At 43.6% G+C, this 26572-nt stretch carries 32 protein-coding genes and 1 pseudogene; 7 read left to right on the top strand and 26 right to left on the bottom strand.

Annotated elements, in window-relative coordinates; translation table 11 throughout:
* Positions 1-268: 268 nt before the first annotated feature.
* A complete protein-coding gene (locus tag LC20001_RS01650) occupies positions 269-1114 on the top strand; it encodes a sulfite exporter TauE/SafE family protein (protein ID WP_010011432.1) in 846 nt (281 codons plus the stop codon).
* Positions 1114-1494 carry a DUF1634 domain-containing protein gene (locus tag LC20001_RS01645; RefSeq protein ID WP_003676787.1) on the top strand — a complete coding sequence of 127 codons (381 nt, stop codon included), beginning with the start codon at positions 1114-1116 and terminating at the stop codon, positions 1492-1494. The genes LC20001_RS01650 and LC20001_RS01645 overlap by 1 nt, the downstream gene beginning before the upstream one ends.
* A gap of 39 nt (positions 1495-1533) precedes the next feature.
* Here LC20001_RS01645 and LC20001_RS01640 read toward each other — a convergent pair whose 3' ends face one another.
* The 5 genes from LC20001_RS01640 to LC20001_RS01620 all read right to left on the bottom strand — a co-directional run bounded on the left by LC20001_RS01640 (position 1534) and on the right by LC20001_RS01620 (position 4785).
* Complete coding sequence (locus LC20001_RS01640; protein WP_010011431.1) at positions 1534-2382, bottom strand: aldo/keto reductase; 849 nt, start codon at positions 2380-2382, stop codon at positions 1534-1536.
* A 53-nt stretch (positions 2383-2435) separates the two neighbouring features.
* Positions 2436-3254: a Cof-type HAD-IIB family hydrolase gene (locus LC20001_RS01635; RefSeq protein WP_010011430.1), complete on the bottom strand. Its 819-nt coding sequence runs from the start codon at positions 3252-3254 to the stop codon at positions 2436-2438.
* 100 nt (positions 3255-3354) lie between these two features.
* Positions 3355-3576, bottom strand: coding sequence for a hypothetical protein (locus tag LC20001_RS01630; RefSeq protein WP_010011428.1), 222 nt, complete (start codon positions 3574-3576; stop codon positions 3355-3357).
* 195 nt (positions 3577-3771) lie between these two features.
* Complete coding sequence (locus LC20001_RS01625; protein ID WP_056943253.1) at positions 3772-4137, bottom strand: iron-sulfur cluster biosynthesis family protein; 366 nt, start codon at positions 4135-4137, stop codon at positions 3772-3774.
* Between the two features lie 123 nt (positions 4138-4260).
* Complete coding sequence (locus LC20001_RS01620; protein WP_010011426.1) at positions 4261-4785, bottom strand: helix-turn-helix domain-containing protein; 525 nt, start codon at positions 4783-4785, stop codon at positions 4261-4263.
* Positions 4786-5110: 325 nt separating this feature from the next.
* On the opposite strand from LC20001_RS01620, the gene LC20001_RS01615 reads away from it, so the two are divergent.
* From LC20001_RS01615 to LC20001_RS01605, 3 genes are all read left to right on the top strand, one after another.
* Positions 5111-5350 (top strand): hypothetical protein, encoded by a 240-nt coding sequence (locus LC20001_RS01615; protein ID WP_010011424.1) that lies wholly within the window; start codon positions 5111-5113, stop codon positions 5348-5350.
* Positions 5351-5470: 120 nt separating this feature from the next.
* A complete protein-coding gene (locus LC20001_RS01610) occupies positions 5471-6160 on the top strand; it encodes a helix-turn-helix domain-containing protein (protein ID WP_010011422.1) in 690 nt (229 codons plus the stop codon).
* A gap of 297 nt (positions 6161-6457) precedes the next feature.
* Positions 6458-6916, top strand: coding sequence for a MarR family winged helix-turn-helix transcriptional regulator (locus LC20001_RS01605; protein WP_010011421.1), 459 nt, complete (start codon positions 6458-6460; stop codon positions 6914-6916).
* A 57-nt stretch (positions 6917-6973) separates the two neighbouring features.
* Here LC20001_RS01605 and LC20001_RS14345 read toward each other — a convergent pair whose 3' ends face one another.
* The 18 genes from LC20001_RS14345 to LC20001_RS01520 form a co-directional block, all read right to left on the bottom strand.
* Positions 6974-7141: a hypothetical protein gene (locus tag LC20001_RS14345; RefSeq protein WP_010011420.1), complete on the bottom strand. Its 168-nt coding sequence runs from the start codon at positions 7139-7141 to the stop codon at positions 6974-6976.
* A gap of 91 nt (positions 7142-7232) precedes the next feature.
* Positions 7233-7454 carry a hypothetical protein gene (locus LC20001_RS01600; RefSeq protein ID WP_010011419.1) on the bottom strand — a complete coding sequence of 74 codons (222 nt, stop codon included), beginning with the start codon at positions 7452-7454 and terminating at the stop codon, positions 7233-7235.
* 104 nt (positions 7455-7558) lie between these two features.
* Positions 7559-8344: a carboxyltransferase subunit alpha gene (accA, locus tag LC20001_RS01595; RefSeq protein ID WP_010011418.1), complete on the bottom strand. Its 786-nt coding sequence runs from the start codon at positions 8342-8344 to the stop codon at positions 7559-7561.
* On the bottom strand, positions 8331-9185 hold the full coding sequence (accD, locus tag LC20001_RS01590) for an acetyl-CoA carboxylase, carboxyltransferase subunit beta (RefSeq protein WP_010011417.1): 855 nt from the start codon (positions 9183-9185) through the stop codon (positions 8331-8333). Before accD ends, accA begins: the two co-directional genes overlap by 14 nt.
* Positions 9172-10566 carry an acetyl-CoA carboxylase biotin carboxylase subunit gene (locus LC20001_RS01585; protein ID WP_010011416.1) on the bottom strand — a complete coding sequence of 465 codons (1395 nt, stop codon included), beginning with the start codon at positions 10564-10566 and terminating at the stop codon, positions 9172-9174. The genes accD and LC20001_RS01585 overlap by 14 nt, the downstream gene beginning before the upstream one ends.
* A gap of 8 nt (positions 10567-10574) precedes the next feature.
* Complete coding sequence (gene fabZ, locus LC20001_RS01580; protein WP_010011414.1) at positions 10575-10997, bottom strand: 3-hydroxyacyl-ACP dehydratase FabZ; 423 nt, start codon at positions 10995-10997, stop codon at positions 10575-10577.
* 34 nt (positions 10998-11031) lie between these two features.
* On the bottom strand, positions 11032-11436 hold the full coding sequence (locus LC20001_RS01575; protein ID WP_003676797.1) for an acetyl-CoA carboxylase biotin carboxyl carrier protein: 405 nt from the start codon (positions 11434-11436) through the stop codon (positions 11032-11034).
* 4 nt (positions 11437-11440) lie between these two features.
* The gene (fabF, locus tag LC20001_RS01570) at positions 11441-12667 is read right to left on the bottom strand and encodes a beta-ketoacyl-ACP synthase II (RefSeq protein WP_010011413.1); all 1227 of its coding nucleotides are present in this window, start codon (positions 12665-12667) and stop codon (positions 11441-11443) included.
* A gap of 27 nt (positions 12668-12694) precedes the next feature.
* Positions 12695-13423, bottom strand: a complete 729-nt coding sequence (locus LC20001_RS01565; RefSeq protein ID WP_010011412.1) for a 3-oxoacyl-ACP reductase family protein — start codon at positions 13421-13423, stop codon at positions 12695-12697.
* The gene (fabD, locus tag LC20001_RS01560; RefSeq protein WP_010011410.1) at positions 13407-14351 is read right to left on the bottom strand and encodes an ACP S-malonyltransferase; all 945 of its coding nucleotides are present in this window, start codon (positions 14349-14351) and stop codon (positions 13407-13409) included. The genes LC20001_RS01565 and fabD overlap by 17 nt, the downstream gene beginning before the upstream one ends.
* Before the next feature lie 42 nt (positions 14352-14393).
* Complete coding sequence (gene fabK, locus LC20001_RS01555) at positions 14394-15350, bottom strand: enoyl-[acyl-carrier-protein] reductase FabK (protein ID WP_003676802.1); 957 nt, start codon at positions 15348-15350, stop codon at positions 14394-14396.
* A gap of 95 nt (positions 15351-15445) precedes the next feature.
* On the bottom strand, positions 15446-15682 hold the full coding sequence (gene acpP / locus LC20001_RS01550) for an acyl carrier protein (protein WP_010011407.1): 237 nt from the start codon (positions 15680-15682) through the stop codon (positions 15446-15448).
* 154 nt (positions 15683-15836) lie between these two features.
* Entirely contained in the window at positions 15837-16805 is a 969-nt protein-coding gene (locus LC20001_RS01545; protein ID WP_010011406.1) for a beta-ketoacyl-ACP synthase III, read from the bottom strand.
* 17 nt (positions 16806-16822) lie between these two features.
* On the bottom strand, positions 16823-17263 hold the full coding sequence (locus LC20001_RS01540; protein WP_003676804.1) for a MarR family winged helix-turn-helix transcriptional regulator: 441 nt from the start codon (positions 17261-17263) through the stop codon (positions 16823-16825).
* 63 nt (positions 17264-17326) lie between these two features.
* Positions 17327-17767, bottom strand: a complete 441-nt coding sequence (gene fabZ / locus LC20001_RS01535; protein WP_003676806.1) for a 3-hydroxyacyl-ACP dehydratase FabZ — start codon at positions 17765-17767, stop codon at positions 17327-17329.
* A 225-nt stretch (positions 17768-17992) separates the two neighbouring features.
* Positions 17993-21253, bottom strand: a complete 3261-nt coding sequence (locus LC20001_RS01530) for a YhgE/Pip domain-containing protein (RefSeq protein ID WP_010011405.1) — start codon at positions 21251-21253, stop codon at positions 17993-17995.
* Between the two features lie 190 nt (positions 21254-21443).
* A complete protein-coding gene (locus LC20001_RS01525; protein ID WP_010011404.1) occupies positions 21444-21851 on the bottom strand; it encodes an ArsC/Spx/MgsR family protein in 408 nt (135 codons plus the stop codon).
* A 118-nt stretch (positions 21852-21969) separates the two neighbouring features.
* Positions 21970-22152, bottom strand: coding sequence for a PspC domain-containing protein (locus tag LC20001_RS01520; protein ID WP_010011402.1), 183 nt, complete (start codon positions 22150-22152; stop codon positions 21970-21972).
* Between the two features lie 343 nt (positions 22153-22495).
* Here LC20001_RS01520 and LC20001_RS01515 point away from each other — a divergent pair, with 343 nt between their 5' ends.
* Positions 22496-22972: a universal stress protein gene (locus LC20001_RS01515; protein ID WP_003676809.1), complete on the top strand. Its 477-nt coding sequence runs from the start codon at positions 22496-22498 to the stop codon at positions 22970-22972.
* A 70-nt stretch (positions 22973-23042) separates the two neighbouring features.
* On the opposite strand, the gene LC20001_RS01510 is transcribed toward LC20001_RS01515, so the two are convergent.
* The 3 genes from LC20001_RS01510 to LC20001_RS01500 all read right to left on the bottom strand — a co-directional run bounded on the left by LC20001_RS01510 (position 23043) and on the right by LC20001_RS01500 (position 25275).
* The gene (locus LC20001_RS01510) at positions 23043-23237 is read right to left on the bottom strand and encodes a hypothetical protein (RefSeq protein WP_010011400.1); all 195 of its coding nucleotides are present in this window, start codon (positions 23235-23237) and stop codon (positions 23043-23045) included.
* A 97-nt stretch (positions 23238-23334) separates the two neighbouring features.
* Complete coding sequence (locus LC20001_RS01505; protein ID WP_010011399.1) at positions 23335-24216, bottom strand: alpha/beta hydrolase; 882 nt, start codon at positions 24214-24216, stop codon at positions 23335-23337.
* Between the two features lie 60 nt (positions 24217-24276).
* Positions 24277-25275 carry an acyltransferase family protein gene (locus LC20001_RS01500; RefSeq protein WP_010011398.1) on the bottom strand — a complete coding sequence of 333 codons (999 nt, stop codon included), beginning with the start codon at positions 25273-25275 and terminating at the stop codon, positions 24277-24279.
* A 263-nt stretch (positions 25276-25538) separates the two neighbouring features.
* Here LC20001_RS01500 and LC20001_RS01495 point away from each other — a divergent pair.
* Positions 25539-26569: pseudogene (locus LC20001_RS01495) on the top strand (IS30 family transposase).
* Positions 26570-26572 lie beyond the last annotated feature (3 nt).

Raw genomic sequence — 26572 nt, 5'->3', positions numbered from 1 at the left:
TATAATTTATTCACTAATTATCAAGCGCAGCGTTACTAAAATATTCCCCCACGCCGTACTTAACAGCAAGTAAAATCTAACAATAAGTGTTACCTGCTAAATATGGCTAGATTTTAACATGAGTTGTCCATTACTTCTATCAACTTGCTCAGCCGGAAAAAAGTGCGTTATTACAGGAATATGTTAAACTAGAATATGGCAAACCATCCTTATTAATTGGCGTGTCGTGTTTGGTCACGCTTGATCAACTATAAAAAGAGGGGCGACTATGTTACAAACAGTATTGATTATTTTTGGTATCGGTATTTTAGCCGGTATTTTAGGCGCGATTCTTGGTATTGGCGGTGGCATTATCATTACGCCGATTTTAACGCTAGGCTTTGGTTTAGATATCAAATACGCAATTGGTGCCAGTGTAATTTCAGTCATTGCGACTAGCTCTGGTGCAACTATCGCTTATATTAAAGATGATTTATTAAATTTGCGTGTTGCAATGTTTTTGGAAATTGCAACAACTGTCGGCGCAATCGTCGGCGCCATTTTAGTCGGTGTGGTACACCCTAATTTTCTATATGTTTTATTTGGCGGTCTATTACTTTTTTCTTCTTGGAATATGTACCGCAAATTACGTGCCGGCAGTGAAGTGTTGCATAAGACACAGCCGGACCCACTGGCAGAAAAGTTGCGGCTCAACAGCAGTTATTATGATAAAAATACGCAACAGCAAGTCGATTATCAAGTCGAGCATATTCCTGGTGGTTTAAGCGTTATGTTTGGTGCTGGTTTAGCTAGTGGCATGTTAGGTATCGGTAGCGGGCCATTCAAAGTTATGGCGATGGATACTGTCATGAAGATGCCGTTAAAACCCTCTAGTGCCACCAGCAATTTGATGATGGGTGTTACCGCAGCAGCTAGCGCGACCGTTTACTTTTTTAATGGCTCAATTTTACCGCAGATCGCAGCACCATTGGCCGTTGGCGTACTGATTGGTGCCACGTTAGGTACACGGATCATGCAACGATTACCAGCACGATGGATTCGGATCATTTTCGTCCCCTTACTGATCTATATTGGCGGCGAAATGATTCTTAAAGGATTCGGGGTGAGCTTCTAATGCAGCCAAATAAAGAACAAACAAATACAGAAATGGCACAAGTTGAGAAGATCATTGGCGTCATCTTACAGATTGGCGTGCTGATCTCAGCAATCATTATCGGCATCGGTCTACTCCTCCTTTTGTTTACCGGCCATAGTGGTTATAGTGGTCAGAATTTTCCTACGCATTTTGGCGCTATTTTTCACGGCTTGATTCAATTCAAACCCTTCGCCATTATTATGTTAGGCATATTTTGTTTAATTTTAACGCCAGTGTTGCGGGTTGTGGTTTCGATCTACGCGTTTGCTAAAGAAAATGACCGCCTGTACGTGGCGATCACTAGCACCGTTCTGATCATCTTAGTTGTCGCGATGTTTCTTGGTTATCTCGATATTTAAAAAATGGGTCACTGACATTAAGTCAGCGGCCCATTTTACTTATTCTTGCGTTTTTTTCAACCATTCTGTATCGTCTGGATCACGGCTTAAACGCTTATTTTGATCTAATCCAGCGATAGCCTGCATTTCTTCATCAGTTAACGCGAAGTCAAAAATATTGGCATTTTCGGCCAGACGTTGTTCATGAATCGACTTAGGAATAACGATTACCCCACGGTCAATATGCCAGCGCAAAACAACTTGTGCGGTGGTTTTATTATATTTAGCAGCGATCTTAGTTAAAACCGGATCCACCAAAATATTACTCTTACCTTGGCCTAGAGGTCCCCAAGCTTCATGGACGATCTGATGATTGGCTAAATAACGATGCAATTCCTTTTGCTGGAAGAGTGGATGCGTTTCGATCTGATCAACCACTGGAACCACATCGGAATGTGCTAATAAGTCATCGATATGATGGGGTTCAAAATTAGAAACACCGATCGCCCGAATTTTACCTTCATGATAGAGATCAGTCATTGCCCGCCACGATTCAACATAACCATCAGCTGGCCAGTGGATCAAATATAGATCCAAGTAATCTAAGCCTAAACGCTGTAAACTTGCTGCGAATGCTGCCTTTGTGCCCTCATAGCCACGATCTGAGTTCCACAATTTTGAAGTGATAAACAAGTCTTCACGTGGCACGCCACTTTCCTTGATTGCTTCGCCAACCCATTGCTCATTTTGATAGATCATAGCCGTATCGATCAGGCGATAACCGTCAGCCAACGCCCACTTGATCGAATTTTTAATATCAGCGGCATTATCAACTTTAAATACACCTAAACCAAATTGTGGCATTTTAACACCATTATTTAGCGTAACTTCTGGAATCGTTTGTCCCATAAAATAACTTCCCTTCTGTGTTGTTTCAAACCAGTTTCAGCATAACCAATTTTTTAGTGCAAGGCAAACTTTTCAATTGCCTCAGCCACGGCACTATGCGCATGGTCTGCGGTCGTCACATAGTCAGCCGCCGCCTTGACCACATCTGTTCCATTTTGCACACTAACGCCTAGCCCAGCGGCAGTGATCATGGCCAGATCATTACTATTATCGCCTAGCGCCATGATCTCATCCGGCTTAACCCCTAATTTAGCTGCCAATTGCAGCGTTGCCTTACCTTTATCCGCAGCCACGTGATTAAATTCAACATAACGACCTGATGAAAAAGTCGTTGCTAGCGGTGTTGTTACCTGTTTAGGAATTGCTTGACCAAGCGCTTCACGTCGTGCCGGATCGTCATCCTGTAAAATAATTTTCATCAACGGTTGCGTGCGCAAAAAGTCTAAGCTGTCATCAGGCACCGGCATATATTTAACCCCACGCTGATCCAAATACTGCCGTTCCGCCACACTTGGCTGCCAAACATACAGATTTTCCAACGTGTAAATATGCCCGCTGACCTGCTCTGCACGGGCAATATCATAGATCTTCTTAACGGTGGCAAAATCAAGCGGATTGGTCGTCAAAACCTGGTTACCGGCATTCTCCACAATTGCACCGCCATTATAGGAAATAACGTATTGACCTGGCTGCTGCAACAAGCCTAATTGCTGCAAATCATCTTGGATCGATAAAAAACTACGCCCAGTATTCGGCACAAAATGGCCACCTTGCGCAACAAACGTCTTGATTGCCTGTTCATTTTGTTTCGAAATTCGTGCGTCACGATCCAATAAAGTTTCATCTAAATCACATACGATCAGTTTATACATTACTCATCCTCCAAATATTGATCCGCTTTCATAAATTTAATCATAGCATAGAACTAAGAAAATAAAAAAGGACCAACTAATGCTGGTTCCCAAAACAAGATTAGAATAACATTAAGCCCCAAACACAGCCTGCAAAACCGACTAGCATGATGATCGCACCAATAATACCCGGCGCAAAACCGACCGCAGCTGGCGTTTTAGTAAAATCAACTTTAACGTTGGCTTTAGCAAAAGCAGCTTTACTGAAACGTATATAACGTAATCCACCATAGATAATGCCTAAACTAGCAACAATGATCACTAAACTCCCAAGTAATTTCATCATGAAGCCTCCTTTTAAAGTTAAAAATTTAAGTGTGCCTAGTATCGACCGTTATTGCGGCAAAAAACACGACATAAACTAAAGCTACACCCAGCATAGTCTATTCCATTTAAAATGCAATCGATTTCATTATAAAAAAACAAAACGCAGCAAAAAAAACGACTACCTCATAGGCAGCCGCTTATTATCACCAATTTAAGCATTGATTTCTTTAGTAATATCAACAATATTCACGTTAGGGTCCATTTGTTCACTTTCACTGAATAAGCCTAATGTATTAAGCCGCGGATTAACATCCAACCGCATATCTTCATCCAGATATTGTGTCGAGTACGGCTTAATGCGCAAAGTGCCAACTGTGCTGTCCAGCGTACCAGAATAATCTTCACTGATATCTTCAGCTGCATCAACGATCAATAAGCGATAACTGAGATTTAACGCACAGGAGCCAACCTTGGAAAATTTACCAACACCATCATCAAGATCTAAGATAATTTGTTTATCGGCGACTAAATATTTTGCTAATTTTTCTTTTGCTGCATCTGTAATAGTTAAAAACATTCAGATTCCTCCATTCTCTCACTATGATCATTGCCCATAGTTTAACCGTTGCGACTGAAGTTATTCTCATCCAGCAATTACATTGTACACAACACAAATTTTACCAGCAAATGTTCTGCTCAATTATTTAAGTTCATATTGGCGAGTTAGACGTCGCTGCAGTAATTCGGCTTGAAGCAGCGGAATGGCACTCGCAATCATCCGGACCTGACCTTTTTGTTCCAAAATCAGATCCGCAACGTCGGCTTGTACTGGTGCTGGCTTCACTCGTAAATGATCACTGGGACTAAGCGTTAAGCGCTGTAAATTATCCTCCGCGCGCGCCAATTCTACACGATCGATCGCCAAATTTTCGTCTTTCCAAGTTGGTGGTAGTTCAACTTTGGCAATCGATTGTTGGCCAGTCGTATTATCGATCCAGCCTAATTTTAAATCAAGCCCGATCGCCATTTTAGATAATGTCTTGAGCGTTGGTAAATATTCTAAGTTTTCTACTCGTGCGACCATCGCCGGTGTCATATTAGTTTTTTTCGCCAATTCTTCACGAGAAATGCCTTTTTGTTCACGTAATTTTACTAGTTGCGCTGCAAGTTCTAATATATTCTCTTGCCGTCTGCTCAAGCCCTCAATGCCCGAAACTTCTGCCATCGAAAAAACCTCACTATTTATGAATTTCAGCTTAAGCGCTTACTCCATTGTAACAGAAAGCAGCTACCTATGGAATTTTTTCACGAATCCTGTTACGCTAGCTAAAGAATATTAAAAATATAATTTTCAATACGTTCATCCTAACACTATTAGAAAATAATAACGCAGTTAACTTTTACATTACAGATGCCGGCCATTCTAGCAACAGGGTAAAAAATAATAAGTAGGCGCAGATTAGTCTTCGTTAAAAACCCGGCAAGTTTAAGTCGCAGCACTGTAATAGCCAGTATTTTAGACACAAAAATGAGCAGAGAGGTGTTTATGTATGCTTTTATCCTTATTATGTACGATCGGTTTTATTATTATTGGTATCCTGACCACACTTAAATTGAATAGTTTAGCCAGTCTAGTTGTTAATGTCATTGCTTATTTTGCTTATTATTGTGCCTTAGAGATCAATGGCTTGGTTGCGGTTGGTAAGGCTGTCGCGGTTTTCTTTGGCTTCAGTTTTGTTATCTTGATGACCTTGATCAGCTTTTATCGTCAGCGCCAAAAGCAAAACTAAGCGCGCTAGGTGATTTCTTTAGCCAAAACTGCCTGACAAGTCTTAGTTAGTGCGGTATAATTAATCAAGCGCCGTTCTAAGCGCGCTTAACCAGCTATTAATTAAAAAGGATGATTTTTCATGAAAAACGTTTCGGGTCAGGAGTATCAAACACCTAGACAAGCAGCCGACGAATTAGATATTAGCCCTCAAACTTTGCGTGCTTATTCTGGATTAGTTGAGAAAACAACTGGACGTGCGGATTATTTTCATCGTGATCAGAACAACGGTCGCCTATATTCGGCGCAAAACATTGCTGATCTCGCCCGAGTGAATCAAATAAAAAAAGAACATAGCAAGACTTTAAAAGACGCAATCAGTGAGGTTTTTGAACAACAGATCATTAAATCTGCTGAGCCTGCAGAATCTAGCGCCGCAACAGTACCAGCAACTACTGCAGCTACTAGTGCAACGCCACAGATCAGCAGCGATAGTCTAGCGCCGATTCTTTATACATTGAAACAGCTGACTGATCAAAACGCTGAAGTAGTCACCCAGATCCACCAATTGAAAACACAATTAGACGAAACCAATCATAATTACGAACATTTGCTGAAAGCAATCGAAGTTCGTAATGCCGCTAGCACCACTGCAGCCAGTCAATCAGTTGCTACTAGCAGCGCAGCGGTTGCACCAAGTGCTGCTTCGGCAACCAGCACTGCAAGTCAAGCGCCTAAGCCGGCTTCGGCGTCCAGCCTATCAATGGCCAGCTCTTCCGCAATCACTGCTCCAAAGAAAAGCTTTTGGGCGAAATTTTTTGGGCGCGATTAAAGATAACGTCATCAGTAAAACTGGGCCATTAAATATGACCCAGTTTTTTTCATGCAAAAGCGTTACTAATTGAGTTTTCAATAATAATTGAGCAAAGGTGCTGACTAATACAATAAAGTTGTGTAAAATATAATACAGAGCCAAGTTGAACCGTTTTTTAAGTCACAAAAGGTACTTTGTGACCAGCTAATCGAGCCGAGTTTTTTGTGACATGATTTTCGGCACAAGAATGGTCACAGCATTTATCAGTAGTTTTTACTGATCGACAGCCTTAATTGTGAAATAGGGGGACATATTATGACAAAGCCAATTCGTTTGGAAGAGCAACTTTGCTTTTCACTTTACACGGCGCAAAAACAATATAATAAATACTATGCAACTGCCTTGGCACCTTTCCATTTAACTTATCCGCAATTTATTGTGTTATTAACGTTGTGGGAACATGATACCTTAACCGTCAATGATCTTGGTCATTACCTTAACCTTGATAGCGGTACACTGACCCCGCTATTGAAGCGCTTAGAGAAGGACGATTGGGTCGAACGGCGGCGGGATACGGTGGATGAACGTCGTGTCTTGATCCATTTGACACAAAAAGCATTATCACAACGCGATACAATTTACGATCGGGTTAATAACTGTTTGACTCACCTTAACTTCACGCCGGAACAGTATAACGACCTGAAAAAAGAAGTCGATCTGATCACTGCTCACTTACAACAATTTACAGAAAACACCGATACACTAAAAATCTAAATCAGTTAAAAAGAAGAGCTACTGGCATAATATTGTCAGCGGCTCTTCTTTTTAATTCTATGGTTTCTTTTTATAATTAACGATCAATTTAGCAAATTTATCTTGTAAGCGACGAAAATCGTGACTTGATTGCTGCGACGCGCGCACCATATCTTTAAAATCGTGTGACCCAGTTTCAGATAACTTACGATCCTTAGCCCGATTCCTTAAATGGATCTTCCGCATATTCTCGCCTCCAACTACGAACTAATCGCCCACCTATTTTTGCTGGATGTGTCTATTATAGGTTGCCGTTAAGCGAGAATCAATATACAAATTATGATTGCTTGGCTGCTAATTGACCAAAATATTCGACTGCTTCTGTTTTACCTGGTAGCGCTTGCCGGTCGTAGACTTCCACTTCTGTGCTGGTGATGGTCCGAGCAAGTAATTCAGTGAATTGTTGCGCCATTAGTTGCTTTGCGTAATCGTCTGCGGTTACACCTAAATGTGCATAATCCTGTGGTGAAAGTACGACGGATGATTGATAGACTGCCATTAAATTTTGCCTCCATTCTGTTACAATAGCTATATTATACCAAAGAAAGCGGTTTGCTTTACTTTTTAGACTAAAAAAAGGCGCGGAAAATTTTCCGCTGCCTTTTAATATTGTCGAAACCTTTGCTGTCGTTGTGCCAATAAAGACGCTGGCGTCAATGATTGCAATTGACTTAACTCGTGCTGTAACTTTTTTTGCAGCACAGCCGCCAAACGCTTTGGCGACCGCTCAGGAATAATGGCATCAATAATACCATGTTGATAAAGTTTGGTCGGCGTTAATTGCATTAATTCAGCAGCTTCGGGTGCACGCGCGGCATCCTTCCACAAAATTGATGCAAAACCTTCTGGTGATAGAATCGCGTAAATGCTATTTTCCAACATCCAAACTTGATCAGCACTGGCTAAAGCTAGTGCACCGCCACTACCACCTTCACCGGTAATGATAGTGATCAACGGTACCGGTAACTGACTGGCCGCTAAAATAGTTTGCGCAATTGCGGCCCCTTGACCATGTTGCTCAGCTTCCTTACCTGGATAAGCACCAGGCGTATCCACTAAGTTGATCACTGGCCGATTAAATTTAGCAGCTTGTTGCATTAACCGCAATGCTTTACGATAACCCGCTGGTTCTGGACTACCAAAATGCGTGGTGATCTTCTGATCCAACTGTTGGCCTTTAACGGTTGCAATCACCGTTACTGGTTGTGCGCCCAAGTAAGCCAAGCCGCCACAAATTGCCGGATCATCCCCTAAAGCACGATCGCCATGTAATTCAATAAAATTAGTGAAGAGCAACGACGCCAATTCTAGCGGTGTTATTTTGGTCGTGGCACGCGCGGCAGCAACGATTTCGTTAGCCGTTTTTTTACCCCATTTAATTGACCTCACCTCCACTAATATGCAACTGTAGTAACTGCGCTAACTCACCTTTCAAGTGTTCACGGGGCACGATACGATCAATAAATCCTGCTTGCAGCACCTGCTCAGCGCGCTGAAAATCAGCTGGCAATTGTTCATTGATCGTTTGCTCAATCACTCGGCGACCAGCAAACCCAACTAGTGCATGTGGTTCAGCCAAAATAATATCGCCTTCCATGGCAAAACTTGCCGTCACGCCACCAGTTGTTGGATCCGTCAACACCACAACATAAAGTAAGCCAGCTGCGCTATGTGCCGCTACCGCTTGACTTATTTTTGTCATTTGCATTAGTGAATGAATGCCTTCCTGCATGCGTGCACCGCCAGAAGCAGTGAACAACACTACCGGTAAGCGCGCTTGGGTCGCGCGCTCAAATAAACGTGTGATTTTTTCACCAGTGACCGTCCCCATGCTGCCCATCATAAAATAAGCATCCATGATTCCTAGCGCACAAAACGAAGTTCCAATTTTAGCACGTCCAGTCAGCACACTATCATTTAATTGCGTTACTACCTGAGCACGGGCTAACTTTTCTGCATAGCCCGGAAAGTTCAGCGGATCCTGTGTAGTCAATTGTTCATCCCACGGTGTGAATGTTGCGGTCAATTGCTTTAACCGCGCCCATGCTGTTAGCCGCAGACCATAATGACAATGAGGGCAAACTTTAAAAGGGCCGAGTTCTTTGGTATAGCAAGTTTGCTGACAAATTGGGCAACGTTGCCATAAATTTGTTGGCACTTGATCCCGGCGTCGCTGTAATTCAGCATGCGCTGGAAGTTTGATGTAACGCCGTCGTTTAAACAGCCGCATGTTGCTCATCCCCTAGCTTTTGTTGCGCTAACCACTGTGGCAAAAAGCGCTGACTAATTTCATTGGTCGTTAGCGTACCGGCCAAATAACTTGAATCAGTCAATAAAGCCGCCGAAAACTGTTGATTAGTAGTGATGCCGTGAATTACTAATTCTTGCAATAAACGTGACATTTTAACGATTGCCTGCGTTCGTTCTGGCGCAAAGGTGATCAATTTAGCAATCATTGAATCATAAAATGGCGGAACCGTGCTACCAGCATAAACTCCGCTATCAATTCGTATTCCCAATCCACCTAACGGCCAGTAAAGATAATCGATTGTCCCAGCAGCCGGTAAAAAGTTTTGCAGCGGATCTTCAGCATTTAACCGGCATTCAATTGCATGGCCGCGAATTTGAATATCCTGCTGGCGAAATGATAACGCGGCGCCACTAGCCACCAAAATTTGTTCACGGACCAGATCGATACCGGTGACCATTTCAGTCACTGGATGCTCAACCTGAATCCGCGTATTCATTTCCATAAAATAGAAATTTTGCTGCTGATCCATTAAGAATTCCAACGTACCAGTATTCAGATAGGCCATTGCTGTTGTGGCTTTACGCGCGAGTGCCAGCAACTGTTCGCGCTTAGATGGCGTCAGTAGAACGCATGGGCTTTCTTCTAAAACTTTCTGATGATGCCGCTGTGCTGAGCAATCACGTTCAGGAAAAGTAACAACGTGTCCTTGCTGATCACGAAAGACTTGAACTTCAATATGCTTGGCAGCCGTCATCACTTTTTCGATATACATCCGCTGATCGCCAAATGACAACTCCGCCTCTTGTTGCGCCGCCATAAACTGCGGTGCTACATCAGCAGCACAGGTCACCTTGCGAATACCCTTCCCACCGCCGCCAGCAGCGGCTTTTAGTAAGAATGGGTAGCCAATTTTAGCAGCAACCGCTTTGGCAGCAGCCACATCGGCAATGAAACCGTCACTGCCAGGAATGACCGGGATATTGGCTTGACGCATAAACTCGCGCGCATTCGCCTTATTGCCCATCAATTCAATCGTCGCTGGCTGTGGGCCAATAAATGTAATCTGACAAGCAGCGCACATTTCGGCAAAACCCGCATTTTCAGCTAGAAAGCCAAAGCCTGGATGAATCGCATCGGCGCCCGTTAAAATAGCTGCACTTAGTATATTCTGACGATTTAAGTACGATGCTTGCGCAGCGGCATCGCCCACGCAGACTGCCTCATCTGCCAACTGCACGTGTAAACTTTCTACATCAGCCTCAGAATAGATTGCAACGCTGGCGATACCTAGTTCACGTAACGTGCGAATAATGCGCACGGCAATTTCACCGCGATTAGCCACTAAAACTTTTTGAAACATTTAATCACCTACTCAATTGCAAAAACAAGCTCGGCAGCACAAACTACTTTATCGGCGACTTTGATTGTCCCTTTACCGCAACCGGCATGATCGCGCAACTTGGTCAGTGTTAATTCTAATTGAAGTACATCACCAGGCCGAACCATTTGTCGGAACTTAGCTTTAGTGATTCCACCAAAATAAGCGGTTTTCCCGGTAAACTCAGGCAAACTCAAAATCGCGATCGCACCTGCTTGGGCTAAAGCTTCAACTTGTAAAACACCGGGCATTACTGGATTGCCAGGAAAATGGCCTTGAAAAAAAGGTTCATTGATCGTCACATTTTTTTGGGCCACGACCCGTTCACCGGGTACAAGTTCCAACACCTTATCGACTAATAACATGGGATAACGATGGGGAATAATCGCTTGGATCTCAGTTGTATTTAACATCATCATTTCCTCCTTGCATAATTAAATTTTGTGACTAGGACTCAGGATCAATTTCAAATAAAGGTTGGTGAAAATCAACCATAGCTTCATTTTCAACTAAAATAGCAGTCACTGTGCCACTAACATCACTTTTAACTTCATTCATCATTTTCATCGCTTCAATGACGCAGATCACTTCACCAGCAGCAACGTGATCGCCCACTTTTTTATAAACGGGCTGCTCTGGTGCCGCCGCTAAGTAAACAACACCAACTAAAGGCGCTTTGATCGTTGTTGTATCCGTATTAGTTGCCGCTGGCGGTAATGTTGCATCATCCTTAACAACCGCACCACTTTGCTTACCAAAATGTAGCTCAAAATTATTATCTTTCAACGCAAACTCGTTTAAACTACTTTGGTCAAATTGCTGCAGCAACTGTTGGACTTCATCTTTAGTCACGTGATCACGCCCACTTTCTCAAAGCTAGTACCGCATTATGACCGCCAAAACCAAATGAATTGCTCAACGCATTAGTCACTTCTTGCTGGCAATTTTCCGCTGTCACCAGTGTTACTGGGCAAGCAGGATCTTGCTGTTGTACGCCAACGTTGACTGGCAATTGCTTTTGCCGTAAGGCCGCTAATGTGATCACTGCCTCGATTGCCCCTGCAGCTCCGAGCAAATGGCCCGTCATACTTTTGGTACTGCTGACCAACACTGGGGTTGTAAAAACATGATTAATTGCCGCAGATTCGGCTGCATCGTTGGCTTTAGTACTAGTTCCGTGCGCGTTAACATAACCAAAGTCAGCTGCGGTTGCGCCGGATTCATCGATCGCTAACTGCATTGCGCGCGCCGCCTGCGTTCCAGCCGGATCAGGTGCCGTCATATGAAAAGCATCGCAAGTACTGCCGTAACCGGTTATTTCACCATAGATCGTGGCACCACGCTGCTGTGCATGTGCTAAGCTTTCCAAAATCAACATGCCTGCACCTTCACCCATCACAAAACCCGCACGATCCTGATCAAATGGAATCGAGGCGCGTTGTGGATCAGTTGCTGGCGATAACGCTGATAAAGCAGCAAAACCAGCGATACCAATTTGATTGATTGGCGCTTCAGCACCCCCTGCAATCATCATATCTGCACGCCCACTTTGAACTTCACGAAAAGCATCGCCGATTGCGTTAGTCCCTGAAGAACAAGCTGTGACTACTGCCGTACAAATATTGCGTGCATTGAATTGTAGTGCGACGTTACCTGCCGCCATATTAGCAATCGACTCCGGCACAAAAAGTGGCGAAACGCGTTGCGGTCCCTTAGCATTCATCTTAGTGACCTGCGCCTCGATTGTAGTCAAGCCTCCGATCCCAGAGCCGATCATTACACCTAAGCGTTCTGGTGCAACGGTCTCGGCCGTTAAGCCGGCTTGTTCTGCGGCTTCCAATGCACTATAAAGTGCGTACTGGGAAAAAAGATCTAGGCGTTTGCTTAACCGTTTATCCAAGCGCATAGTCACGTCGAAGTTTTTTAGCTCACCAGCTAAAGTGATTCCTGTGGCCGCTGCTGCAAATTTGGTGATTGGCGCAAAACCGACTTGCCCAGCAGTAATATTTTTCATTGTTGTGGTCACATCGTTACCTAAAGGTGTGACCGCGCCCATTCCGGTGACAACTACTCGTTGCGTCATGCGGAAAACCTCCTTCATAATTAGGACTTAATACATGGTCATTCCGCCGTCAATGGCGATCGTTTGTCCTGTCATATAATCATTTTCGGCTAAAAAGATAGCAGCTTGGGCCACTTCTTCTGGCGTGCCAAATCTTTTTAGCGGAATCTCAGTTTCAATTTGTGTTTTTACTTTTGTACTTAAATCTTTTGTCATAGCAGTTGTGATCATGCCTGGAGCTAGCGCATTACAGCGTACTTGCCGCAACGCCGCCTCACGAGCCACTGATTTAGTTAAGCCGATAATACCTGCTTTGCTAGCCGCATAATTGGCTTGACCAATATTGCCGGTCAACGCAACCACACTAGCTAAATTGATAATGCAGCCTGAACGCTGTTTAAACAGTGGCTTCAAACTATGCTGGATCATATTAAAAGTGCCCACCAAATTAGTTTGTATCGTTTGCGCAAAATCTGCTGGCTGCATGCGGATCAATAATTTATCGGCCGTGATACCCGCATTATTGACCAGCACATCCAAATGACCAAAATGGGCTAGAACTTGATCAATGATCTGCGCTGCATCCTGGGTGACATCGCCAACGGTCCCCACACAGTCAACACCATAAGCCTGAATGGCAGCCACTTGTTCTGAAGCTAAAGCATGGCGGCTATTCAACGCAATGTTAGCTCCTTTTTGGGCAAATGCTAGCGCAATTGCCGCGCCAATACCACGCGAACTGCCAGTGATCAACACTGTTTTACCGGTTAGATCCATGTGCTACCTCCAATTCTGTAACGGTCACCGCTAAGGTCTGTGGATCTGCGATCTGATAGATTTTCGCCGTTGGCAAGGTCTGTTTGACTAAACGTGACAGAACTGGTGCTGGTCCTAACTCAATAAAAGTATCGATCCCTTGATTGGACAATCCAGTGACACAAGCCGCAAAATGAGTTGGTTGCACCATTTGTCGGTTCAAAGTAGCCGCTAGCTTAGTTGCTGTAAATGGCGCTACTGTAGTGTTACTCCAAACTGGAACCGTACCGGTAGCAAAGCGACTTTGCGTTAAGTATGGTTTAAATGCGGTAGCAGCGGACTGCATTAATGGCGTATGGAATGCACCGCTAACTGCCAATGGCAACACGCGTTTAACACCATGCTCACGTAAGTAATTACTGGCCGCTGTCACCCCGGCTGTTGTCCCACTGAGGACGACCTGTTGTGGTGAATTATAATTAGCCACCGCCACCAAACCACTTTGTTGGCCTACTACACAGGCAGCTTCAATTTGTTCTGCCCTAGCTTTTAAGACAACTGCCATCGCTCCAGGATTAGTTTGGCAGGCTTGTGCCATTAACCGACCCCGGGCTTTGACTAGCGTTAAGCCATTAACTACCGAAAGCTGACCACCAGCAATCAACGCACCGTACTCCCCTAAACTCAGACCTAATAACGCTTGAGCTGATGGTAATTCGGCCTGAACTGCCTGATAGATGGCCCAATTCAGAGCGACTAACGCCGGTTGTGCGTATGCCGTTGTCTGCAAACGTTGATCAGCCGTAAAACATAACTGCGGTAAATCGATTCCCAAAATTTGGCTGGCCTGATCAAAAGCTTGCTTAAACTGCGCATTCTGCTGATAAAAGGCCGCACCCATACCCGCACGCTCGGCACCTTGGCCGCTAAATAAATAGGCAACTTGCATAGTGATTGCTCCTTTCTACTTCACTACTAATAATGATTCACGTTAAAAATAATTCTCTGCTTGCCCTTTTTGTAAGCAGGCTTGCGCTTGGGCTGCTGTCTCTTGCAAAATCGTGGCACAACTGGTTTCTGTTTTGATCAGGCCGGCAATTTGACCAGCCATATATGAACCGGTAACTTCATCGCCGGTTTCTACTGCGCGCCGCAGACTACCATTGCCTAACTCTTCTACTGCCGCAAAATCAGGATCATCTTGCAACGCTGCCGCTTTTTCTGCGACTAAAAATTGACGACTCATTTTATTTTTTAATACTCGGGCTGGATGCCCAATATAGGCCCCAGTGACTAGTGTGTCGATATCTTTCGCTTTTAAAACCGCATTTTTATATTTTTCATGAATGTGACATTCTTTAGCGGCTAAAAAGCGCGTGCCCATTTGCACGCCAGCTGCTCCTAGCATCAATGCTGCCGCAACTCCGCGACCATCGCCGATTCCGCCAGCTGCAATCACTGGAATATCCACTGCATCAACGACTTGTGGCACTAGTGTCATGGTCGTCATACTACCAATGTGCCCACCGGATTCCATGCCTTCAGCAACTACCGCATCGACACCGATTCGGGCCATAATTCGCGCTAAGCCAACCGAAGGTACCACCGGGACTACTTTGATTCCTGCTGCTTTAAATGCCGCGATGTACTTTGCCGGATTACCAGCGCCCGTTGTTACCACGGCAACGTGTGCTTGTAAAATCACCTGCACTACTTCTTCAACATGTGGTGAAAGCAACATTACATTAACGCCAAACGGTTTATCAGTTAACGCTTTAGCCGTGGCGATCTCTTTCGCCACTACGGTTGCCGGTGCGTGACCACTGCCAATAATACCTAAACCGCCGGCATTAGAAACGGCCGCTGCCAACTCACCATTAGCTACCCAGGCCATGCCACCTTGAAAAATTGGGTACTTTAAGCCCAACGATTGCATAAAAGGACTCACAGGCCCACCTTCTTTCTATCTCAATAAAAATAACTAACTCGTGTTTGGAAAAGTTCTTACAGTCAAACTTAACCTAAACGCTTTTTCAGCAAACTCTAAGCAATTTGTTTAGCAACGAAATCCACTAAATCACTGACAGTAGCGATTTCTTCATCAGTTTCGATTTTGACATCAAATTCGTCTTCGATTTCATTAATAATTTCAAAAACATCCAGACTATCAGCATTTAAGTTTTCTTTGAAATTAGTAGTCATAGTGACTTCATTCGCACTTTTGTCCAATTGTTCCATAATGATTGCTTGTACTTGATTAAAGATTTCTGTTTTTTCCATGTTTGTTGCCTCCATTGTTGAATCGTTTTAAAGTTTTTTTATAACCTGGTCTAATCGTGCTAAAAAAGGGAAATTATTACGTGTAGCGCCGCTGGTCGAGCGGACCACTATATTCGCTTATTTTCATAATCTGAACACCTTTTTTAGACATGTTTTAATAAATCATAATTTGTGTACCCACAGTTAAGCCACCACCGAAGCCGCTTAACACTAGTACGTCTCCTGGCTTGATCTGGCCAGCATGGACACATTCATCTAGCAATAATGGGATACTAGCAGCTGAGGTATTACCATAAGCTGCCATATTCTGTGGAAATTTACTTAGCGGTTGTTGCAGTCTTTTAGCGACTTGTGCAACGATCCGGGTATTAGCTTGGTGTAAAATAAAATGATCCACTTGGTCGGCCACTAAGTTAGCCTGTTGCAAAGCTCGTTCAATTGAAGCCGGCACGCCTCGTGTTGCAAAGCTATAAATACCGCGCCCATCCATCTGAAAATACGGCATAATTTGATTAATGCCATTAACCATTTGTGAGGCACCACCGCGATAACCAGCTGTCAACTGCCCCCCACGATCCCCGAAGGTTGCTAAGTCACTAGCTAGTAAATGCGGTGTGTGACTATTTTTTAGCAAAACACCAGCAGCGCCATCACCGAATAGAACTGCGGTAGAACGATCCTGCCAATTGATCAGTCGCGATAGAACTTCACCACCAATCAGCAAGCCATAGGTCTCTTTATTAGTCTGAAAATAATGCTGTACGACGCTCAAGCCATAAACAAAGCCAGAGCAAGCCGCATTTAAATCAAAAGCAAACGCGTTGGTAGCACCGATCATTCCTTGAACGACCGCGGCCGTTGCGGGTGTAAAATAATCCGGCGACATTGTACAAACGACAATAAAATCCAATGCGGTCGCTGGTAACTGTGCCTGTTGTAATAATTGTTCTGCAACTTGGCCACAAAGACTGCTGGTTGTTTCCGTGGTCGCAATGTGCCGCTGGCTAATACCAGTGCGGCTGCGAATCCATTCATCTGAAGTATCCATGATCTGACTAAGATCATAATTGGTCATAATTTTAGTTGGGACGGCATGTGCGGTTTGGACAATTTTTACGCCCACGACATCACCACCTTTATTTAAGAATGCTCATCTAAGAAATGTTGCAGATTATCTAACGCTTTTTCCACCAACGTTACTTCTTGCTCATTTAGATCCTTAAGAAAGCTCTGCACCATTTGGCGATGAAATGACTGATGCAGCCGATACATCAAGCGCCCTTTGCGGGTCAGACCAAGATGAATGATGCGGCGATCGTCATCACTGCGCAACCGTTCAGCATAACCTTTACGCACTAAGTTATTGATCGAAACACTTAACGTTCCTGGTGTTACCTTCAGCGCTCGTGCCACTTCTGATGAGGTTTTACGATGATACATCCCGATCGCATTGATCGTATGGATCTCTTTGATCGATAAATCTTTGAACTGACTTTTCTTTATTTCAATTTCTTCTAGCTGAACAATGTCGTTATAAACGGCGACAAGCTTGTCGTTGATACGCTGTCCTTGTGGTGTCATTATTTTTATCTCCCCAGCTAATTACTTTGATATTCAAAATATTAGCCGTGTTGGACGTGGATGTCAACCAACTGTTGGCTGCACAACAAAATGTAACTCTACTGTGCAAACAACCTCACCGTCAACCGATGCTTTAGTTGCGACGATTCCCATATTCGCCTTGACTTTAGTCAATTCCACTTCAAGGCGTAAGCGTGCGCCTGGGCGAACACGCTTGTGAAAAATCGCATTACGAATACTGCCAATATACGCTGTTCGTTGTGCAAACTGCGGTGACTTTAAAATCAAAATTGACGCTGCTTGAGCTAGAGTTTCAACGATCAAAGTTCCTGGCATTTCCGGTCGTCCTGGAAAGTAACCTTGCAGAAAATCCTCATTGATCGTAACATTTTTAGTTGCGACAATTCGTTGGTCTGGCACCAACTCATCAACTTGATCAATATAACAAATCGGAAACCGATTGGGGATCAATTGCTGAATCTCTGCTGCCTGTAGTACGCACAAATATCTCACCTCGTACCTTTAATTTCAAACTGAAATAGTTTGATGTTCAAAGTTTATTGCAGTGATTTAAAAAAGTCAAATTAAATTTTATTTTTCACAAAGCCGAGCGCCAAAAAAGCTTGCTATACTTGGAAAAATACAGTCAAAAATTTTTTCAAATTTAACATTTCAACAAGTAAATTTGTCAAAAAAAAGCTTAGCCGATTTAACGGCTAAGCTGTAAATTTATTGTTCAAGTTTTTGTAATTTTTGATTTTCATCTAATTGGGACACACCACTTAAATGAATTCGTTGTAAGATCTGCATGATCCACCATAATAACAAGAGACTGACCACTAGAATACCCACTAAGACGCCAGTCGAACTCCATATCTGGCCACTACCTAAGCCAGACGTGATAGCTTGACGGAAGCCAAGGATCGAGTACGTCATCGGAATATACGGATGAATCGCATTATAGAACGAGTTAGTGATTTCCATTGGGAACGTCCCACCAGAACCACCTAATTGTAGCATCAACAAGACCATCGCCACGAAGCGACCTGGATTATCGAAGGCCATTGATAGCAACATGACAAGGAACATCGATGCTAAAGCAAAGATGATTGCGATCAGATAAAAGGCCCCAATATGATCGACTTGTAGACCAAAGGCTAACATCAAGCTAGCTTCTATGACGGCCATCATGATAGCAACAACGCCACCAACAGAAACCTTACTGAAGAACCAAGCAGTTGCTGATTGGCCTTTGGTTGAGATTTTCCGGATCGGATAAGCAAAGTTAAAGACGATCGCACCAACATATAAGGCCAGTGACAGAACATAAGGCGCCAAGGCATGACCATAGTTAGGTACATAACTATACGTCTTATGACTTAACTTAGTCGGACTAGCAAACATATCGGCTGTCTTAGCAGTCGTTTGAATACCGTTGACTTTCTTACCACCGGCAGTTAAAGCAACTGCTAAGGTATTAGAACCTGCGTTTAATTTATCGCCACCAGCGGTTAATTCAGCCGATTTGCTGTTCAACTGACTAGTACCATCAGCTAACTTAGCTACACCAGCGGTTAAAGTTGGTACCTGTGCGTTCATCGTATTCAAGCCAGCAGCTAATTGATTAGTACCAGAATTCAATGTACTTGAGTTAGCATTTAATGTTTGCGACCCAGTGTAAAGTTGACCGACACCGGAAACCAGCGTTGGCACTTGGCTGTTCATAGTGTTTAAACCGGAAGCTAACTGACTAGTACCAGATTTCAGTGTACCTGAATTAGCATTCAATGTTTGCGAACCAGTATAAAGCTGACCGACACCGGAAACTAATGTTGGTACTTGGCCATTCATGGTGTTTAAGCCAGACGCAACCTTATTGGTACCATTTGTATATTGGCTGACCCCAGATGCTAATTGATTAGAGCCTGTGGCCAATTGGCTAACACCGTTAGTCAAGGTTGGAACAGAATTATTTAATTTAGTTAATCCACCATTAAGCGTGCTGACACCATTTGTATAAGTCGTAATACCATTATTAACTTCACCGGCACCAGTAGAGAGTCGGCTAATAGCAGTCGTAAGTGACGGTAACACAGTCGTATTCAAACTAGTTACACCAGCAGATGCCGTTGCCAAACCCGTGCTTAATTTTTTAGTACCACCGTACAACTCGCTTTCACTGGAAGTCGCAGTTTCAATACTCTTCAGTGATGTAATTGTGCTCGATGCCCCACTATAAAGACTTGGGGTTGCCCCACTACCAGTAGTATAGACTGTATAAAGTTGATTAATCCCTGATTTAAGGGTAGCAACACGCTGCATTAAAGTAGTTAAATCATTGGTATTAATTTGCGAAAGTGGCGTCAAGGCAGTTTGTAAAGCTTGTAATTGTGTTTGATTACTTGATTGTGCCTTTGCAATAGTGCCAACCGCACCTAAAATTGATTGTTTTTGACTAGCCGTTAAATCACTAGATTGAATTGCCTGTGTGTCAATCTCCTGTAATGCATTAGCAGTAGTCGATGTGTTAGTCTCAATTGTTGCCAAACCCGTTTTAGTTGTTGCAATTGCTGCACTGATCTTAGTTAACTGTCCGCTCAAATTATTTAAGGTTTCTGTTGTTGCAGAATCATTAACACCTGCGTATAAAGCCTGGATTCCAGCATTGGTCTTATCAAGACCACTTTGCAGTTGAGTCAACTGATCATCTTTCTTAGCAATCCCAGAATTAATAGCTTGAATACCTTTAACTAACTCTTGACTACCACTCGATAAATCCTGTAGACCCGAGTCTAGTGTGTCAACCTTAGCTGTTAACTCTGGTGTTTTTTCATTTAATTGACTTAGACCATCAGCAACTTGCTGACTACCAGTGGATAAACTAGTGGAATTATCACTTAGTTTTTGTGCACCTTTCGTTAAACCTTCGACCCCAGTCGCTAATGGGCCCACATTACTTTGTAACGTACTAAGTCCACCAGAAACTTGTTGTGCCCCACTATTCAATTGACTTGATTTGGCAGTTAATTGATTACCGCCATCAGCCAACTGTTGCACACCACTAGCCAACGGACCAACACTGCTTTGCAACGTGCCAATGCCACCAGCCAATTGACTAACACCAGCAGTGTACGTACCAACGCCAGCATTTAGTTTATTGCCACCCGTTGCCAACTGCTGCACACCACTAGCCAACGGACCAACACTACTTTGTAGTGTACCAATCCCGTTAGCTAATTGGCCAACGCCGGCAGTGTAGGCGCTGACCCCAGTTGCTAATTGATTACCGCCAGTCGCCAATTGCTGCACACCAGTCGCTAATGGTTTCACACTAACGTTCAAAGTCTGTACACCATCGTTAACTTGTGAAACGGCCACAGTGTACTGGCCTAGGCCATCATTCAATGTGACTAAACCATTATCCAGTTGAGTGGCGCCTTTGGCAGCGGTGTTCATCCCTTTACCAACCACATGTAATTGATCGAACATCGCACTGGCATAAGCATTGGTCACTGCCGCGCGGATCTCTTTATCCAAGGAAGAAGCACCGACTGAACTAATGACTTCACCAATATAGTTCAGCGAATCATTGGTTTTATAGGTTAGTTGCATTTTCTTAGGGTTCTTATTCAAAGCGGTCGTTGCGTTGGCCGAAAAATTCTTCGGCAGCGTGATGACCGTATAGTATTTTTTATCTTTTAACCCTTGAGCGGCTTGCTTAGCGGAAACAAAGCGCCAGCCCAATTGGTTATTATTTTTCAGTTTTTGCACCGTTTGTTTACCGACGTTCAAGGTTTCCCCATTGTATTTGACTGGCTGATCTTGATTGACCACCGCCACTGGCAAACTCTTTGTTTCGCCATAAGGATCCCAAACTGACTTCAAGAAGAAGACACTGTAAAGAAACGGAATCAGTGTCATTACGATCACTGATAGCAGAATTAATCGGTTGTGCCGGATAAACCGCCACTCATTTTTGACCATTTTCATAACTTAAATTCCTTCCCACCTAAAACTCATCTAAAAATCAAATCTCTACTTTTAATATCCATAAACTTCTCTAGAGAACATTTTACAAATAAACTAGCGTTTTGTAGCCGGACACTTTGCACTTAGTGTCCGGCTACAATAAAAAAACGATTTCATTTTAGCTTACACCCTAACTCCCAACGATAAAAAACTAGATCAAATCAGCCATATAAAGTTGGCCAAACAAAGATAACCGCTCCCGTTTGCGCTCCTTTTGTGGAATGAAGACGCCGACTTTTTCCAAGTTAAAGCCAGTGATCAAACTATGTTCATCAAACACGATCGGATTTTTTAAAATCTGTGGATGTGCCTGGACAACCTCGACCATTTCGTTAAAAGTTAAATCATCACCTAACGCTAATGCCTGGGTTGCCTTAGCACGCTGCGCCAATAAATCATCAGTACCGTTATCAGACATTAAAAAAAGTTTTGTGATCTCCGCTTTACTCAACGGTTTTTGCAAAATATTACGGATCTGCAAACTCAAATGCTGGCGTTTAAACCAACGAACCATTTTATTTTTTGCTGGATCACTAGTGTGAAAATACATATTGATCATAAGTCTAGCCTCGCTCTCTTTTTCCTAATATATCGAATCTGGTGGGAAAACAACTTGATAAGTATCAAGTAATACAAAAAACCGCGCAACCTTGCGCGGTGGTGAAAATGATCAATAACTAATCGGGCATGATCAAAGCTGCAATTGCGTAGAGAACGACCATTGGGAAACCTACAGTCACAACGGCCAGAACTGCGAAAATAATTCTTAATACGGTAGCATCGATCCCATAGCGCTCAGCAAAGCCGCCAAGTACGCCAGCAACCATCCGGTTAGTCGCTGATTTGTGTAATCTTTCCATAATTAGCCTCCTCTGCTTGACAAGCAAGATGCAAATGCAAAAAACTAGCACATGCTTGCCGTCTAACTTTACTTGATAAGTTTATTATAAAGCCGGTTGCACTTGCCAACATCATGCTTCCGACCGAGTTTCATCTTGCGCTGCGGGCTGAAATTTTAGCAAAAAAGATTTACCTGTGCTGAATTTAATGGTAAATTTGAAGCGAGGACTGCTTATCCTCACTTCTTAAGATGATGTGCCTGCTACTTGCTAGTGGGCATTTTTTATACTTTTTTGCTGAAAAGTTGACCCTAATTAGACTATAATAGAATTGTTACCACATTACGAAAGCGGGGGAAGTATTATGTTACAAGAATATCGCAACATTTTAGTGCCCATGGATGGCTCCGACGAAGCGGAATTAGCTTTAGAGAAAGCAGTTTCTGTTGCCAAGCGGAATCAAGCTCACATTGACTTATTAAATATTCTCGATACCAAGCAGTACAGCTATAATTATTCTGGCTTGATCGATGGCGATGTAATTTATAAGATGTCTGAAGATGCACAACAATATTTGGAAGACACCGTTAAAAAAGTTAAGGAAACAGATAACTTTGATGATATCGCGATCCATGTACGTTTTGGTAGTCCCAAAACTGTTATTGCACAAGATTTTCCAGCAGAACACCATAATGATCTAATCATGATTGGTGCCACTGGTTTAAACGCGGTGGAGCGTGTGTTAGTCGGTTCAGTAACCGAATACGTTAACCGGCATGCGTTACCTGATGTTTTAGTGGTTAAAACTAAGCTGGATAACCATACAGCGTTAGAAAAATAAATCGATTGTAGCAAAAAAGCAAGCAGCGGCGTTATGTACGTCAGCTACTTGCTTTTATTTTATCGTCATTCTAGTTTCGTCGAATACTCGACTCGATTACGCCGAAAACGTAAGAGATGATCGCGACAACAATACTGACTAGCAGTAAAGTTGCAACCACGCTTACTAGCGTCAACGCCCAGGGCAACTGCAAGGTTGCCAAAATTCCGAGCAAGACGACTAAACAAACGCAGGCCGCAAATGCAATCTTCCATTTTGTCTTCATCAATTAAGCCACCTTTGCTTTTTTAACAGGTCGTTTTCGTGAATAGTAAAAACAAGAGCTATCTTAGCATATTCGGCGCTTGCTTGCAAAATTGCCCTCATTTTCCCCACAGAAACGCGATCAAAGCACCGTCAACGACAGGATTATTTTGATGTAACCGACTGTGCTCAGCGTTAGGCCCAGTGACTTTCTGCGTTTGATAGCTGGCGGCGCGCTTGGCAACTAAATAACGGAGCGAGGTGGCTGATACTAAAGTAACCACCTTATCTGAATCAGTACCATCCTTGAGGTCACCATAAATATTCAGAACCTTGGCTTGCCGCGGAAAATTTTGCCGTAAGTGTTCTAATCGCAAATATTCAGAATGCACGATCAACGGTTCCCCGTTTGCCATCAAGTGGTTTTCATGGAAACGGTCAGTCCAAGTCGTGCCATCAGCGGGATGTGTGGCTGACTTTTGACCAGCAATCCCATCAAATGGGCCTGCGATCGCAACTAATTTATGCAAGCGCGGATAAGCAGCCTGATTACCCACCTTCAATGCATAGGCGACCACAGCGTAAGCGCCCATCGAGTGTCCCACCAGATTCACTTGTGCGACTTGGTAACGTTGCTTTAAATCGCGCATTAATTTGATCAACCAACGCGTATACTGTACTTCGCCAGCGCGATTATTGCTGAAGATCACCTGAATGATTGGATTACGCTGATTTTTGCGCCAATAACCACTATAGATCAGCTTACCCTGCGGCGTAACTGTCACTGTTAAAACTTTCTTAGCCGCACCCGCTTCTTCTGCAGCACTGATCATTTGATCCGTTGAATGGGCAGTTCCCCGCCACCCATGCACAAAAAGGGTTGGCGTATGCGCACTCAAATAGCGCATGTTTTGTTGCTGTCGCTGATACCACGTTAATAGTAGCGCGGCTAAACAAAACGTGCCAAATAAACCGATCACCCATAACCGCCACTTCTTCATCGCTTGATCACACCTGTTCATAAATATTTCGCAGTTGTTGCATTTGGCTTGAGCGATAGGTTATTGCAAGCGCGGTGTTAACCAGAACAAGCGCTGTCGACTCTCTTTTAACCGCTCAAATGATACCATCACCATTATTGGTATCATAAGCCCCGCTATTGCTAAAAGCAACCATGACCCGCCGGCCAAGCGTTCAAAAATAGCGAAAACTAATTTATGCAGATACATGATGATCATCGTATGTTTACCGACAAAAGTCAGCCCATTAACAAAAGGTGTAAATTGCAGCCAATAAGCTAACATAAAAATGGCACTGCACAAAATTAACGGTAAGATCAGCGCCAATGATTGACTCGTGATCTCATGGGATTTCATGTACAAGTGTAGATCGATCACACCGAGTTGTTGGGCCATAATCCCAGCGCTACTTAACGCAACAATCACACTCAGCCACCAATTGGAACGCAGTCGCTGCCGCTGATAGCGGAACAACTCGCGACCAGCGTACATATAAAATAGCGCACACAGTGTGACATCCGCATCCCCAGGCAAAGCAAAGCCGAATAAATCACCGGCATTAGAGTACGCCGTGCCCACTAAAAAAGCAACTGTAATGATCAGCCAACGCAACCAATTTTGCGGTACAAAGGAGATGATCACAGTCAACAACGTGACCGCCAGCAGGTAAACCGTCATGTACCAAAAAGCGCTTAGCACGCCATTTAGATGCGTACCACCATATAGCAAATCACTTAGACCTTGTGCCAGACCCTGCCGCTTTTCTGGTGTGACCCAAGCACTGACTAAAGTCAGAAACAAGCCAAAACCAAAATACTCACGTAGCAGCGGAACTAATTTATGCTGAGCAAAGGTTTTGAACTGTCCCACTTGCAATGGTCGGAGAAAAAAACCACCGATCATGAAAAACAGTGGCATGTGCCACCAATATAAAACGTTATAAAAAGTATCGTGTTCGGGATATGCATGTCCAACAACTACAGCAATAATTCCGATTGCTTTGGCAATATCGATCCATGCAATCCGGCGTTTCCCGCTCATTAAAATAACTCCTCCCTTATGCACAACAGACAATCTATTTAAAAAGATAGGTTAAATTAGTTTTTTAGTTATTTTCCATTGTAGTCCCTAAATTTGAATGAAGTATGAAAAAAATACCGTAATTTTCAGAGAATTATCATTCGCGCGTTTTATAATCAAGTTAGCCAAATACTTTTAGCTAATTGATAAAATAAAAAACACCAAGACAAATCTCTGTTATCATTGATGTTCCTACACAAACAATGAAAGAGGTTATTGTCTTGATGCAAGAACAGAATACCACAGTCAGAAAAAAAGGTCAGCACCTAACTTCGTTTGAACGAGGCAGAATTGCTACGCTGCACAGCCAAGGCTATTCCAATCGTGCAATTGCCAGAGCGCTTAATGTTTGTCATCAAACAATCAATAATGAATTGTGCCGCGGCGAGATCGACCAAGTAAAAAAAGTGAATGGTCAACGCCAATATTACGCTGTATACTCACCAGAAACAGCACAAGCTAAGTACGAAGCTAATCGAGCCCACTGTCATCGACCTTGAAACTCGTCGGTGTCGCTGATTTTATCGACTATTTTACGACTCATTTGCGTCAAGATGGTTGGTCGCCTGATGCAGTAGTAGGACGGGCCAAACTTGAAGGCTTATATCAACCTGAGGAGATGGTCTCGACCAAGACGCTATACCACTATATTGATGCCCAGTTACTTGAAGTCCGCAATCTTGATCTACTCGAAAAAACTCGCCACCGTGCCAAACATCATCACTCGATCAAGCACAAGCGTCTGGCCGGACGGAGTATTGATGAACGGCCTAAAAGTATCGACCAGCGCCAAGAGTTCGGCCATTTCGAATTGGACACCGTGGTGGGCAAGCGCAACGGTCAAGAGAGTGTGATCTTAACGCTGATCGAGCGTCAATCCCGCTGCCAAATTCTACGTTTGATCGATGGTCGTGATGCCGATTCAGTCAACTATGAGCTGGCCAAGATCTGTCAAGAATACGGATCAATCATGAAGTCAGTTACTGCCGATAATGGCGCTGAGTTCTCGGAAGTTGGCGCTGTACTTACCGGTGTCGCTGACCTTTATTATGCCCATCCATATCGTTCCTCTGAGCGTGGGACTAACGAAGCGCATAATCGAATGATCCGCCGCGATGTACCCAAGGGTCTATCCATGGATATTTTGGGTCCTCATGATATCCAAGCAGTTGAGTCAAAGCTAAACAATTTACCGCGCCGGCAAACTGGCTATCAAACACCCAAAGAGCTTTTCTCTGCTGCTTCCGCCGGTTAAGTT

Origin of the sequence: Loigolactobacillus coryniformis subsp. coryniformis KCTC 3167 = DSM 20001, assembly GCF_002706425.1 — a bacterium.
Lineage (GTDB): Bacteria > Bacillota > Bacilli > Lactobacillales > Lactobacillaceae > Loigolactobacillus > Loigolactobacillus coryniformis.
Note: the sequence above shows the minus strand (reverse complement) of the source record. Positions and strands in the feature narration are given on the sequence as shown.